The 13368-nt window shown below is 65.9% G+C and carries 11 protein-coding genes; 8 read left to right on the top strand and 3 right to left on the bottom strand.

The window, feature by feature from the left end; translation table 11 throughout:
- Positions 1-46: 46 nt before the first annotated feature.
- On the bottom strand, positions 47-1531 hold the full coding sequence (locus AC1VVG_RS27180; RefSeq protein ID WP_482836815.1) for an HD domain-containing phosphohydrolase: 1485 nt from the start codon (positions 1529-1531) through the stop codon (positions 47-49).
- A gap of 200 nt (positions 1532-1731) precedes the next feature.
- Here AC1VVG_RS27180 and AC1VVG_RS27185 point away from each other — a divergent pair, with 200 nt between their 5' ends.
- From AC1VVG_RS27185 to AC1VVG_RS27220, 8 genes are all read left to right on the top strand, one after another.
- Positions 1732-2328 (top strand): TetR/AcrR family transcriptional regulator, encoded by a 597-nt coding sequence (locus tag AC1VVG_RS27185; protein ID WP_482836817.1) that lies wholly within the window; start codon positions 1732-1734, stop codon positions 2326-2328.
- A gap of 50 nt (positions 2329-2378) precedes the next feature.
- Positions 2379-3860 carry an MFS transporter gene (locus AC1VVG_RS27190; protein WP_059556539.1) on the top strand — a complete coding sequence of 494 codons (1482 nt, stop codon included), beginning with the start codon at positions 2379-2381 and terminating at the stop codon, positions 3858-3860.
- Between the two features lie 50 nt (positions 3861-3910).
- Positions 3911-4219: an EthD family reductase gene (locus AC1VVG_RS27195; protein ID WP_482836819.1), complete on the top strand. Its 309-nt coding sequence runs from the start codon at positions 3911-3913 to the stop codon at positions 4217-4219.
- Between the two features lie 131 nt (positions 4220-4350).
- Positions 4351-4650, top strand: coding sequence for a hypothetical protein (locus AC1VVG_RS27200; RefSeq protein ID WP_069704756.1), 300 nt, complete (start codon positions 4351-4353; stop codon positions 4648-4650).
- Between the two features lie 191 nt (positions 4651-4841).
- Positions 4842-5417: a DUF308 domain-containing protein gene (locus AC1VVG_RS27205; RefSeq protein WP_034191370.1), complete on the top strand. Its 576-nt coding sequence runs from the start codon at positions 4842-4844 to the stop codon at positions 5415-5417.
- Between the two features lie 810 nt (positions 5418-6227).
- Positions 6228-7634: a sugar porter family MFS transporter gene (locus AC1VVG_RS27210; RefSeq protein WP_482836821.1), complete on the top strand. Its 1407-nt coding sequence runs from the start codon at positions 6228-6230 to the stop codon at positions 7632-7634.
- A 55-nt stretch (positions 7635-7689) separates the two neighbouring features.
- Positions 7690-8418 carry an HAD family hydrolase gene (locus AC1VVG_RS27215; protein ID WP_069704755.1) on the top strand — a complete coding sequence of 243 codons (729 nt, stop codon included), beginning with the start codon at positions 7690-7692 and terminating at the stop codon, positions 8416-8418.
- Positions 8419-8442: 24 nt separating this feature from the next.
- On the top strand, positions 8443-9975 hold the full coding sequence (locus tag AC1VVG_RS27220) for a mannitol dehydrogenase family protein (protein WP_260435874.1): 1533 nt from the start codon (positions 8443-8445) through the stop codon (positions 9973-9975).
- A gap of 132 nt (positions 9976-10107) precedes the next feature.
- On the opposite strand, the gene AC1VVG_RS27225 is transcribed toward AC1VVG_RS27220, so the two are convergent.
- Positions 10108-12069 carry an FUSC family protein gene (locus AC1VVG_RS27225; protein ID WP_482836822.1) on the bottom strand — a complete coding sequence of 654 codons (1962 nt, stop codon included), beginning with the start codon at positions 12067-12069 and terminating at the stop codon, positions 10108-10110.
- A 100-nt stretch (positions 12070-12169) separates the two neighbouring features.
- Entirely contained in the window at positions 12170-13267 is a 1098-nt protein-coding gene (locus tag AC1VVG_RS27230; protein ID WP_482836824.1) for a branched-chain amino acid aminotransferase, read from the bottom strand.
- Between the last annotated feature and the right edge of the window lie 101 nt (positions 13268-13368).

A 13368-nucleotide genomic window follows, 5' to 3' on the forward strand; every position in this document is an offset into this window, starting at 1 on the left:
GACATCGCCGAATCACGATACGTTGCGACCGGGCAAGGCTCTATCGCTACAGCAGCCCCATCGCCGACGCCTTGAGTGTGGCTGCCGCGCGCGTCGAGCAATCGAGCTTGCGAAACATGCTTTCGACGTGGGTGCGCACGGTGCTCGGGCTCATCGCGAGCGCGCGCGCGGCTTCCTTGTTGCTCGCGCCGCGCGAGATCACGCGCAGCACGTCCATCTCCCGCGCCGACAGCCGCGCCCCCTGCGTGGCGCGTTTCGCGAACCGTCCGCCCGTGGGCGCCGGCTCCACGATCGCATCGACCGCTTCGTTGCTCAACCGGCCGCGCTCGACCTCTTCGCGCAACACCTGCCTGGCGGCTTCGGCCGACAGCGCGTCGCGCCAGGGCCGTGGCGAACGCAGCGCCACCCACGCTACCGAGGCGGCCAGCACACGCGCCTCGAGCGTCAACGCACGGCCGGCTGCCCCGCGGAAGTATCCCGATCCGTCCTGCCGCTCGTAAGCGTGGGAAGCGAGCTCGGCGGCCTCGGCGAGGGCCCCGGTTTGCCTGCCGGCGCGCGCCGTCCAGTACGGCACCAGCCGAATCTTTTCCCACGCGCTGGCCGGCAGCGTCTCGCGCTGATTCCACACCGCGTTGGGGACGGCGGCACGGCCTATACCGTGAATCAACGCAGCCTCGTAGACGCGCGCCTGCGCCGTTCGATCGAGTGCAAGCCGCTCGCAGCTTGCCGCCGCGGTCGCCGCGACCGCACGCGAAAAGCCCGTCATCCAGGGCAACTTGAGATCGATCACATCGGCGATCAGTTCGGCCGAGGTCATCCGTTGCATGTCGGGCGTGATCAGCGCGGCGTCGAAATCGTCGAGCGTCGCACGCCCGACCTCCTCCAGCCAGCCGCTTGCGTTCCTGACGGCCGTTCCGACGAGATGGGCCGGATATCGACTGTCGGAACGCTGCTCGATGAGCTCGAGCGCCCGCTCGATGCCATGGGTACGACCGAAAACCTCCAGGTCGCCCGCCAGCGCGACCACAAACACGGGCATCGGCACCGCGTCGCGAGCCATGTTCGCGGGAAACCCCGCGCCATCCCACGTTTCGAAGATGTGACGGAGCGACGTTGCCGTCATGCCGGACAGGCCCGACATGCTCGCAATCTCTCCCGATACCTCGCAGTGAGTCTGCGCGAGCGGCAACATGACGGACGCTGCGCCACCCAGCGCCTCCAGCGGCGCCGCCCAGTCGGATCGTCCCTCGAGCATCGCCAGCCTGATCGCGATGTCGTCGCCGAACACGTCGGCGAAGCCCGCCGCGTTCGCGGTGCAGCCCGACCAGCGCAGCAGCGCCACCTCGCGCACCGTATCGCAAGTCTGCGAATCGAGCCCGGCCGCGCGCGCGAGTCGCGCCGCCAGCCATCCGGTGCGCAATGAATGGTCGGTCGGCTGTCCCATGCTGAGGTCGCCGACGAACGCGAGCGCTCTTACCGAATCGAACACCCGCAGCGTGTTCTGGTTTGCATCGACGTCGAACGTGGGCATGGACACGGAAAATCGTGGAGATCACCGCAGATCATACGCGAGGCCTACGATGCGATGTACGCTGCGCTTCGCCCCCCGCGACGGTGCGCAGCGTCCGCGTGAACAGGCGCCCTGCCGTTACATGCACATTGACATCGGAACCGGTCGGTCCATATAATGAAGGCCACTTTCAAGCACCGCATCATTTGCGATACTGACCGATGGCAAATCCGGCTGGCGTGGGCCGCCCCCGCGAATTCGAACTTGGCGATGCCGCGCGCGACGCGATGGAGGTTTTCTGGGACCACGGCTATGAAGGCGCGTCCCTGCCCGACCTGATGGCCGGCACCGGCTTGTCGCGCGGCAGTCTTTACAAGGCATTCGGCGACAAGAAGGCGCTGCTGCTGGCGGCGCTCGACCTGTACATGGCCGACGGGCTCAAGGCGACCGCGGACATCCTGTCGCAACCCGGCCCCGTGAAGGATGCGATTCGCGACTCGCTGCTGCGCTATGCGCACCTGTCCGCCGGCGAGGCGGGCCGGCGGGGGTGCCTCGCGGTCGCGATGACCACCGAACTGGCCGCGCGCGACGCGGATGTCGCGGAGCGCACGGGGCGCATGTTCCGGCGCCTGCAGCAGCTCTATGCGGGCGCGATCGTCCGCGGCCAGGCGAGCGGCGAGATCGCCGAGCAGGACGAACAGGTGTTGGCGCGTCTGCTCGTCTGCCAGGTCGAAGGCATGCGCGTGCTGGGGAAAACCGGCGTACCCGAGCGCGACATGCTCGCGCTGGTCGACCGCACGATGCGCCTCCTCGACTGAATTTTTTTTACCCAATTTGGAACCAATCGGTTCCGTATGGAGAGCCGTTGATGTCACAAAATGATCCCGTCTCGCCCGACCCGCGTCGCTGGGCGATGTTTTCGGTCCTGCTCGTCGGCGCGTTCCTGCCGCCGCTGGACTTCTTCATCATCAATGTCGCGCTGCCGTCGATCCGCGCGGAGCTGGGCGCCTCGTCGTCGGCCGAGCAACTCGTCATTTCGTCGTATGCCGGACTGTATGCGGTGACGCTGATCACCGGCGGGCGGTTGGGCGACCTGTTCGGCCGCGGTCGCATGTTCTTTCTCGGGTTGATCGGATTTGCGACGGCCTCGATGCTGTGCGGCCTCGCCAGCTCGCCGTGGACGCTCATCGTCGGTCGCGCATTGCAGGGCGTGACGGCCGCGATCATGGCGCCGCAGGCACTCGCCTCGATCCAGGCGATCTTCCCGGAAGCGGAGAAGCCGCTCGCGCTCAGCCTGTATGGCGCGGTGTTCGGCCTCGCCGCCGTGGTCGGGCAGGCGCTGGGCGGGATCCTGATCTCGCTGAACCTGCTGAACCTGGGTTGGCGCACGATCTTCCTCGTCAATCTGCCGCTGGCGATTCTGGTCGTGCTGTTCGGGATTCCGCTGTTGAAGGAAACGCGCGCGCAGCATGCGCGCAAGCTCGACCTCGGCGGCACCGCGCTGTCGATGCTGACGCTGGGCGCGCTGATCGTGCCGCTGATCGAGGGACGCGAAGCGGGCTGGCCCGTCTGGGCATGGGTGTCGCTGCTCGCGGTGCCGGCCCTCGCCGCGTGCTTCTGGCGCTACGAGCGCCGGCTGGGCAGCCGCGGCGGCGCACCGCTGCTCGATCCGGCCGCGCTGCGCGCGCCAGGGCTGGGACGGGCATTGCTGATCGCGCTGCTGCTGTATGCGATCGGTGGGTTTTTCCTGCTGTTTTCGGTGTATCTGCAAAACGCGTTGCACGTCGACGCGCTGAGCGCGGGCCTCGTGTTCTTGCCGTTCGGCGTGGGGTTCCTGCTCGGGCCATTGTCGACGCCTTTCTGCACACGTGTCATCGGCGCTTACGTCAATCCGTTCGGCATGGGGCTGGAGGTCGTCGGGCTCGTCGGCCTCGCGTGGTTGATCGACGCCACGCCGATCGGGATGCCGCTCGCGTCGGTCCCGCTCGCCGCCGCGCTGTTCGTCATCGGTTTCGGACAGGGGCTCGCGCTGCCCACGCTGATGCGCATGGTGACCGGGCGCGTCGCACCGGCGCTTTCCGGCATGATCGCCGGCATTGCCAGTTCGACGCTGCAGGTCAGCACGTCGCTCAGCGTCGCGATCATCGGCGGAATTTTCTATACGGTCCTCGGCACGCGCCAGGATCCGGCGGCCATTGCGCACGCGTTCATCGTCGCGCTTCTCTCGATTTCGTTGTTCCTCGCCGCCGGCGCCGCGCTGGGCATCTCGCTCGCCCGCGCGCCCGCCGCGCCGACCTCGGTGCGGGCGGCCGTCCGGCCGGGCTTCGGCCCTGAACGCAATCGGCCGTAGTCGCCCGTCTCGACATTCATCGTTGCATCAGTCCGACCTGGAGAGGCCTCATGTATTTCGTCGTTTCCTATCGCCGAGCCGCGGGCACCCGGTTCGCTGTTCGCTACTACGTCGAGCAACACATTCCGCTGGTGGAAAAATCCTGGAAACGGTACGGGCTCGAATATGTCGATGCCTTCTTCCCCTCGAGAGAGGACAGCGAACTGATCGTCGTGGCGATGTGCCGCTTCGCGGATCGGGCCGCGCTGGACGCCGCGTTCGCGTCGGCGGAGGCGGCGGACGTCATGGCCGACATCGACGCGTTCACCGATATCGCGCCCGATCGGCACATCACGGATGTCGTCTCGTACGCGCAGTAACGGCGGTTGCGCGCCGCCATGCGTCAGTTCTGGCCGGCTCCATCGGTTATTTGTCCGATGGCCCCCGCGAACGGCCGGATGCCAGGATAGGCAACCGTCACGCGAGTGACCGAACCGTGAGGGCGGCCGCCATGTCGGAACGTCAGCGCTTCATCGTTGCATTGGCGAGCGGCCTGCCCCGGGCGCTCGGCGTATTTGCCGTGCTGTCGGGGGTGCTGCGGATCGGCATCGCCGTGGCGCGCCGGCGAGATGCCGATACGTCATGGCGAACGATTTCGGCCGGCGCGCGAACGGCACTGGCCGGCGCGCTGCTTTCCTGCGAAGCGATGGGTGCCGTCTACTTCGCGATCGCGGCGCTGGGCGACCGATGGGCGGACGCCGGCGCGCCTGCGCCAGATCGCCCGGCACGGGAGAACGACGGGCCGACCTGAACGGCACAACCGTCATTGTCGATACGCGAGATACCCTGCATCGGCCTGGGCAACCGCCGGACCTTCACCATCGGACATCCGACCGATAGCGGCAGCCCCCGACGATTGAGATACTCGGCGCATTGCAGATCCGGTCAGCTGCGCCCCTGCCCGCCGACCGGAGCGATGATTCGATATACAAAGGAGTGCAAATGGTTAACAGCCGCCCCGAATTCCATGCTCCAGCCGACGGTCGATGGCTGAAACGGTACTACTTTTCCAGGGCGATATTCTCGCTGATCTGGGTCGCGCTGGCATTTTCCGTCGGGCGGCAGAGCGCGGCCTGCGCAGCGATCCTGTTGGTCGTTTATCCCGCCTGGGACGCGCTCGCCAATTTCGTCGACCTGGCTCGCAGCGGCGGGACGGCAGCAAATCGTACGCAGGCGGTCAACGTCGCGATCAGCGCCGTCGCGACCCTGGCGGTATTAGCGGCGTTGAATGCTGGCATGCACGCGGTACTCACGGTGTTCGGCATCTGGGCCATTCTCTCCGGTGCGCTTCAGCTCGGCACCGCCGTGCGTCGTTGGAAGCAAGTCGGCGCGCAGTGGGTGATGGTCCTGAGCGGTGCGCAATCAGCGCTGGCCGGTTTGTTCTTCATTGTCCAAAGCCACGCATCCATGCCGCCCGCGATCGTGAAGATCGCAGGCTACGCGGCGATCGGCGCCCTCTATTTCCTGATATCGGCCGTTTGGCTGCAGGTGCGGCGGATGCCGCGCAGCAAGTCGTGAGCACCGGATAAATCTCCGTGCACCCGCAGCGCCCTCCCATGCTCAACGCATGGATCAGCGGCGTCTGGAATGACCTCGGAGGCGCCGCGCGCGGATCGGTGCGATCAGATCCGCGAAGGTGGCGGTATCGACGGCCGCGAGCCGAGCAACGAGAAATGTGCCGCCCCGACTCTCACCCGCAGCTTGCCGCCAGATTGCGGGCATGTAGCCAACATGATTTCGTAGACTTGATCTTTTGCTCCGTTTCTGGATAATTGTTCATGACTCGGGCGACAAGCTCCTTGTAGATTTCGCCACGAGACCCTAGCCCGCCAGCCTCCCTCGGCTGGCATCCCCTTTTTCGGCACCTCATTGTTGAGTCCGCCGAAATACCCTCACGACTCCAGCCGGCAACGGCGGAATCGTTCGCCTGCCACGCAGGCCGTGAAGCGCCAGAGGAGACACTGGCGCCTTGCTCCAAAGTGCGGCTCCAGATCGTGCTCAACCAGAGGAATCGTCACGCCCTCGATCCAAACCGGTTTGGATGGGCCGCGAACGGTTTCCACACTCGGTGACCGACATGACCAGGCAATCCCCCCGGGTACAAACCGGAAGTCCACCCTATCGGCGCGTTCCATTTGCCCGACACGGCGGCATGCCGCCCGGCCACGTCCACGCGCTCACCTGAGCTTCCGTCTGCGCCGTCCTGCTCCGCGACTTCAGTGAAGCGTTGCCACTCGTGCGGCGGCGCCTTTTACCGGAGCGGGCGCATGTCGTCACGTTACGCGTTCGTTCAACCCGCGCGACGCACGCATTACAAGGAAAACCGTCATGGCTTCTGATTCTGCCTTTCCCGGCACACCCGCGGCCCGCCCCCGGCCCACCCCGTCCGCCTACATGCGTACCGTCGCATCGATCGCGGCGATCGCCGGCGGGCTCTACGGATACGACACCGGCATCATTTCGGGCGCCCTGCCCCTCATCGCGCGTGAGTTCGAGCTCGACTACCGCGCTCAAGAGCTCGTCGCCGCGGCGATCCTGCTCGGCGCAGTGATCGGTGCACTGGCTGGCACCCGCATGTCGGCCGCACTCGGACGCCGCAAGACCATCACGATCGTCTCGGCGATCTATGCGGCCGGCGTGCTGGCTGCCGCACTATCGCCCGACGTGTGGTCCCTTGCCGCATCGCGGCTCGTGCTCGGATTCGCGGTCGGCGGCTCGACGCAGATCGTGCCGACCTACATCGCGGAGCTCGCGGAGCCGGACAAGCGAGGTCGCCTGGTGACCTACTTCAACGTATCGATCGGCATCGGCATCCTGCTCGCGGCATTGATCGGCGTCGCAGGCAACGACCTGTTTCCTTGGCGGGCGATGATCGGCATCGCCGTCGTCCCGTCGGTGATCCTGATGTATGGCATGACCAGACTGCCGCGCAGCCCGCGCTGGCTCGTCGAGCAGGATCGCATCGCCGACGCGCATGGCGAGTTGTCGAAGGTTCGGGAATCTCAAGCAGCCGTCCGGCACGAGATTGCCGATATCCGGGATGTGGTCGAGCGACAACAGCACGGCGCAACATCGGGCTGGCGCACGATGCGCGAGCCCTGGGTACGCCCCGCCCTCGTTGCCGGCCTCGGCGTCGCCGCGTTCACCCAGCTCAGCGGCATCGAGATGATGATCTATTACACGCCGACGTTCCTGCGCGACGCGGGATTCGGGGCGTCGGCATCGCTCTGGGCCGCACTCGGCGTCGCGGTCACCTATCTCGTGATGACCTTCATCGGCAAGCTGATCGTCGACCATGTCGGCCGCCGCACGCTCAGCCTCGCGACGCTGCCCGTCGCGGCAGCCAGCCTTGTCCTGCTTGGCTGCCTGCTGCGCGGCGACGTCGTTTCGCCCATGCAGCAACTGTGGATCGTCGCGTGCCTGATCGCGTTCATGGTGTTCAACGCCGGCGGTATCCAGGTGATCGGCTGGCTGACGGGCGCGGAAATCTATCCCGTCGCGATTCGCAACCAGGCCACCGGCGCGCACGCCGCGATGCTGTACCTGCTGCTGACCGGAACTGCGCTGACCGTGACCCAATGGCTCGGTGTCGGCGGCGCGATGTGGGCATACGCGGGTCTCAACGCGCTCGCATGGGTGTTCATCTACTTGATGGTGCCGGAAACGCGCGGTCGCAGTCTCGAGGACATCGAGCGCGCATTGAAGCGCGGAACCTTCGGACCGCGCCATTCATGATCGCCCCCAGTCAAGACAGTCGCATCGATCCCGTCCTCCCATCACGGAAACCGACATGAACGAACTCACTGCCACTCGTCGACTTTCGGACTATGCGCTCATCAGCGATTGCGATGGCGTGCTCGTCAACAGCGAGGCAATCGCCGAACGCATCATCGTGACTCGCCTCGAGCACCGGTGGGCGCTCGCCGGCCTTCGCGACGTCGTGCGCCCCATGCTCGGCATGCGCGCCGAGCAACTGCTGCGCGCCGTCGCAACCATCGTCGATCGGCCTCTCGACGACGACACGGTCGAGGCGATTCGCATGGACGTCCACGCAAGCGCGGTGAATGCGCCGGCCATCGACGGCGTGCGCGACGCATTCGACGCCATTCCGCTCGTCAAGGCGTGCGCGAGCAACAGCGATCTTTCCTACGTGCGCAGCGTGGTCGACCGGATCGGCCTGGCCGACATTTTCGGCGAACGATTGTTGACGGCCGACCAGGTGCCCTCGCCGAAGCCCGCCCCCGATGTCTATTTGGCCGCCGCCGTTCGCATGCACGTCGCGCCCGAACGTTGCATCGTCATCGAAGACAGCGCGACGGGTACCGCAGCCGCGATCGCCGCCGGCATGACCGTACTCGGTTTCGTGGGCGCCGCGCATGCGGCACGAACGCAAACGGACAAATTGCGCGCTGCAGGTGCGTCCGTCGTTTTCGACGACATGGCCGCGCTGCCGTCCCTCGTCGAACGCTGGCTGCAACAGATGCACGAAGCGACGCCCGATTTGCGCGTGCGCGCCTGACCTCCCTCGACCAGGAAACCCCCCATGATCATGAATGACAACGCTTCCATGCTGGAGCGCGAGGATGCCGCGCTCCAGCCGCTCTCCCATGCCACCATCGGACGGGCCGCGCCGCACGTCGCCGTTCCTGGATACGATCATCATCGCCTGACGGCGGGCATCGCGCATATCGGTGTCGGCAATTTCCACCGCGCACATCAGGCGCGCTACATCGACCATTTGCTGCATCTGCCCGGTCACGAAAACTGGGCAATATGCGGAATCGGGCTGGGTAACAGCCGGTCCTCGATCGCAAAGGCCGATGCGCTCCGCGCACAGGATTGCCTCTATACGCTGACGGAGTTCTCGAGCGACGGCACGACAACCGTGCGCGTCATCGGTGCCATGATCGAGTATCTGCACGCACCGAGCGATCCCGAGGCGGTACTGGCCAGGCTTGCCGATCCAGCGATCCGGATCGTATCGCTGACGATCACGGAAGGTGGTTACAACCTCGACGAGACGACCGGCGCATTTCGGTTCGATGCGCCCGACGTCGCATACGATCTCCTGGGTGGGCCACCCCGTACCGCGTTCGGGTTTATCGTCGAAGCGCTCAGACGGCGCCGTGCCGCGAACGTACTGCCCTTCACCGTGATGTCCTGCGACAATCTGCGCGGTAACGGCGATACCGCACGACGCGCGGTGCTCGATTTCGCGCGTGCGGTCGACGTCGATCTCGCTGCCTGGATCGAGCGTTACGTCGCGTTCCCGAACAGCATGGTCGATCGGATCGCGCCGCAGGTGACGGACGCGGTTCGCCTGCGCGCCAACCGGTCGTCAGGCATTGACGATACGGCGCCCGTCGTTGCCGAAACGTTCTCGCAATGGGTGGTCGAGGACAGTTTCAGCGCTGGACGCCCGGCATTCGACGCCGCGGGTGTCGAATTGCGCGACGACGTCCATGCGTACGAGGCAATGAAGGGGCGCATGCTGAACGCTTCTCACATGTTGCTCGCTTATCCGGCGATTCTGTTGGGACATCGCTTCGTCCATGACGCAATGGCTGATCGCGATCTCGCCGCGCTGCTCGACACCTTCCTTACCCGGGACGTCGGCCCGATCCTCACGCTGCCGCACGGCGTGTCCGCGCGCGCCTATGCTCAAGATACGCTCGCGCGCTTCCGCAACGCCGCACTGGGCGACCAGTTGCTGCGCGTCGCGCACGACGGCACGTCGAAGATCCCGGTGTTTCATGAAAAGACCATCGGGGCACTGATCGCGCGCAACGGCGACATGCGCCGTGAAGCACTGCTGCTGGCTTGCTTTCAGCATTACCTGAAGGGTATCGACGATCTCGGCCACCCGTTCGCCGTCAGCGAACCGCGGTTCGATGCAGCGGATCTCGATCGCGTGCGAAGCGGCGATCCGCTCGCGATCCTCAACTCGAAGCCGTTCGCCGCTCTGGGCCTCGATGCCCACGCGAGATTCATCGAGCCATTCCGCACGATGCAGGCCGCCGTGGCACGAGGCAGGACTCGCGATGCGATCCGGCTCGCGCTCGATCCGGATGCTTGAACGACGTATCGCGACCGGAACATCGGTCGCGCGAATGCTCCCGTCCGGGCAATGCGCTGGACGATCGTCCGAATGATCTGCGGATAGCGGGTACCGCCGACGACGGCCTGTCGGCGGCCCGCGCCGGCGAGATCAGCCGGTTCCGGTCGCACCCGCACTCGTGTCGGCGAGCAAGGGGGGAGTGATGCGAGAGCCGCAGTTGTCCCGACCATCGTTCCTTGCCCGGCTCTTTCCGAACAGCGCGTCCTCGAATACCCGATTGAGTTCGATCAACTTCGCGTCGAGCCGGGCCAGGTCCCGCTGGGGCGGTAACGGATGATCACCGGACATTGAGAGCGGCCCGTGCGCGACGTGCGCGGCCGCATCGAGTCGAATCGAGCCGCTGCGATCCAGATCGCGCATCAACGCATCGATTCGTGTAACGATGACCGCGCGCGCATGCCGCTCGAATGCGACCACCGGGTCATCGGCATCAACAGGCAGGCGTGTCGCTACGATTCGGCCATACAGCCAGCAGTAGCGCAGCGTGTCCGACAACCGTCGCGCATCGCCGGATACCCGGCGCATGCGCCACGCGGCCAGCGGCCTGATGGCCAGGCGCACCTCGTGAAAACGGCGATCGGCCGCGCGCGTCTGCGCCGACCCCGGCCGCGTGCCGTCGTCGCGTTCGTGCACGAGTTCGCGCAGCGCCGCCAACAGGCTGTGCGAGCGCGTCGCAATGTGGCGCGACGCCGCCAGCGGCATCACCAGCATCGCCGCCGCGAGCGACACCGCACAGCCGATCAACACCTCGCCGATACGCAGTTCGGCAAGCGGGCCGATCTCGAACCCCAGTTGCGCATAGACGAGGCCGATCAGCACCGTGAGGAAAAAAACACCGCGCCCGTATGCATGCAGGATGTGGTACGCCCAGGCAAACACACAAACGCCCATTACGATGACCACGAGTGCATTCGCATGATGAATGGCACCAACGACGAGTACGCTCGCGAGCGCGCCGGCGAGCGTACCGGCGACACGTTGCGCGCCGCGATAGATCGTGTCCGCGCACGAATACGTGCCAAAGAACACGACGAATGTGCTGAGCACCGCCCACATCCACCGCTCCGACGACAGCGTCTCGCCGATCAACATCGCGGCGAACGCAGCCGCCGCGGCGCGGATCGCCGGCAACCATGCGAGCGTGCGCCATCCGGCGATCCACGGAACCACGGGCGCGCGCTGCGGCGTCACCGGCGGACGTGTGACGGTCATGCGCGCCACCACTTCGCCGGCTACGGTATCGAAGCGAGCAATCGCGGCGCGTAGCGCCGCGGCGGCAACGTCGGTCCGATCGTGGTTCAGCACGCGTCGAGCCGCCGCGATCTCCAATGCGACGAGCGCGGCGTGCAACGCGTGCGCGTCGCCTTCATCGAGTGTCGATGCGTGATGCTCGAGTGCGATGGCGGCCTCGTTCAGCGCCAGTAAATGCGCCATCGCGTCCGATGCGCCGGCGGCCGGCACGTCACTCCGTGCGATGCATGCCGCTTGCAGCGATACCGAGCGCGCGATGAGCCGGGGCGTGCGCGCCGCATGCATCGGCAACAGCGTCCGGCAGACGAATACGACACTCGCGAGGCCTGCGATCGACATCACCAGCATGCGGCCGACCTGCGGCGCGATCGGATGCAGATAGAGACCGAGGTAGTACATGGCAATCGCCAGGAACGCGCATCCGATCGTGCGCGGCCCCCGGGTCTGGCACAGCATCGAACAGAACAGGACGAACACGAAACCTGCCTTGCCAACGGCTGGCCAAGCGCTCACGAAGGCAGCCGCGGCGAAACTCGCGCAGGCGACGCCGTACTGCCATGCAAGCGATTCGTACCAGCCCAGCCGATGAGCATCACGCAGGAAAAGCGGTGCGATCATCGCAAAAAGTATTCCAACGGCGCCGGTGGTGATCGCAAAACCGAGGTGAAGCGCCAATGCAATGCCGAACGCGCCGGCGAGCAAGCTCGCCAGCGCGGCGCGCACACCGCCCAGCAGCCGATGAAGACCGGGGTCGACAATAAACAGGCGGTCAATGGCACGCGACAACGAAACAGCTGACATGATCGAAGAATTCCAAGAGGCAGCGCGGCAGCTTCCGGCCAAACGCCGGCCGCGGCTTTCATGACGGCCCTCGCGAGTCGTGAGGGCCGCGTTGCCGAACTCAAAACACGTGGTCCACCCAGCCGTGGCGGTCGGCTTCGCGCCCGTTCTGGATATCGAGCAGCGCCGCCTTCAGGCGCAATGTGACCGGCCCCGCGCCACCATCGCCGATCGTGAAGTCGTACGCACGGCCCTTCACCCGGCCGATCGCCGTCACGGCCGCCGCCGTGCCGCATGCGAACGCCTCGACCAGACGGCCGCTGCGTGCATCCGCCTGCCACTGCTCGATCGTGTAGCCCTCCTCCCGCACCGTGTAATTCATATCCCGGGCCAGCGTGATCAACGACGCGCGCGTGATGCCTGGCAGAATCGTCCCGTTCAGCGGCGGCGTCTGGATCGACCCGTCGTCGAACACGAAGAACACGTTCATCCCCCCCAGTTCCTCGATCCAGCGGCGTTCGACCGCATCCAGAAACACCACCTGCTCGCAGCCTTCGCGGATCGCCTCCGCCTGGGCAGCCAGGCTGGCTGCATAGTTGCCGCCGCATTTCGCGTCGCCCGTGCCGCCCGGTGCCGCCCGCGTGTAGTGTTCCGACACCCACAGCGTCACGCCCGACGCGCCGCTCTTGAAGTACGCGCCGACCGGCGTCGCGATCACGCAGTACAGGTACTCGGGCGACGGCTTCACGCCGAGCACCGCCTCCGTCGCGATCATGAACGGACGCAAATACAGGGCCGCCCCGTCGAACGCCGGAATCCAGTCACGATCGGCCCGGACCAGCGCGCGTACCGATTCGACGAACATCGCCTCCGGCAACGGTGCCATCGAGAGCCGTTCGGCCGAATGGCGAAAGCGCCGCGCATTCGCATCGGGACGGAATAAGGCCGCGCCGCCGTCCGGCAACCGGTAGGCCTTCAAGCCCTCGAAAATTTCCTGCGCGTAGTGCAGCACGAGCGTCGCCGGATCGAATCGAAACGACTCGCGCGGCCCGATTTTCGCGTGATGCCACCCTTGTTCCGCCGAGTACCGGATCGTCACCATGTGGTCCGTGAAGACACGGCCGAAACCGGGATTGTCGAGCAGCGCGGTGCGCTCGGCGGCCTCGACAGGGTGAGGATTTCTTTCGAATTCGAAGTCCTGGACAGGACTGGCGCTCATCTTTTGCTCCTTGATCGGCAGCGGGACCGTTCCGGCTGCTACGGACAAAAATTTATCGTAGAAAAAATAATTTCCGGTTGCGTGTTCGACCTAAGATGAAA

It is taken from the genome of Burkholderia sp. L-4 (assembly GCF_056856535.1).

Excerpts from the sequence above, each read along its gene's own strand:
- AC1VVG_RS27180 (WP_482836815.1), bottom strand. The coding sequence starts at position 1,531 with ATGCCCACGTTCGACGTCGATGCAAACCAGAACACGCTGCGGGTGTTC.
- AC1VVG_RS27185 (WP_482836817.1), top strand. The coding sequence starts at position 1,732 with ATGGCAAATCCGGCTGGCGTGGGCCGCCCCCGCGAATTCGAACTTGGC.
- AC1VVG_RS27190 (WP_059556539.1), top strand. The coding sequence starts at position 2,379 with ATGTCACAAAATGATCCCGTCTCGCCCGACCCGCGTCGCTGGGCGATG.
- AC1VVG_RS27195 (WP_482836819.1), top strand. The coding sequence starts at position 3,911 with ATGTATTTCGTCGTTTCCTATCGCCGAGCCGCGGGCACCCGGTTCGCT.
- AC1VVG_RS27200 (WP_069704756.1), top strand. The coding sequence starts at position 4,351 with ATGTCGGAACGTCAGCGCTTCATCGTTGCATTGGCGAGCGGCCTGCCC.
- AC1VVG_RS27205 (WP_034191370.1), top strand. The coding sequence starts at position 4,842 with ATGGTTAACAGCCGCCCCGAATTCCATGCTCCAGCCGACGGTCGATGG.
- AC1VVG_RS27210 (WP_482836821.1), top strand. The coding sequence starts at position 6,228 with ATGGCTTCTGATTCTGCCTTTCCCGGCACACCCGCGGCCCGCCCCCGG.
- AC1VVG_RS27215 (WP_069704755.1), top strand. The coding sequence starts at position 7,690 with ATGAACGAACTCACTGCCACTCGTCGACTTTCGGACTATGCGCTCATC.
- AC1VVG_RS27220 (WP_260435874.1), top strand. The coding sequence starts at position 8,443 with ATGATCATGAATGACAACGCTTCCATGCTGGAGCGCGAGGATGCCGCG.
- AC1VVG_RS27225 (WP_482836822.1), bottom strand. The coding sequence starts at position 12,069 with ATGTCAGCTGTTTCGTTGTCGCGTGCCATTGACCGCCTGTTTATTGTC.
- AC1VVG_RS27230 (WP_482836824.1), bottom strand. The coding sequence starts at position 13,267 with ATGAGCGCCAGTCCTGTCCAGGACTTCGAATTCGAAAGAAATCCTCAC.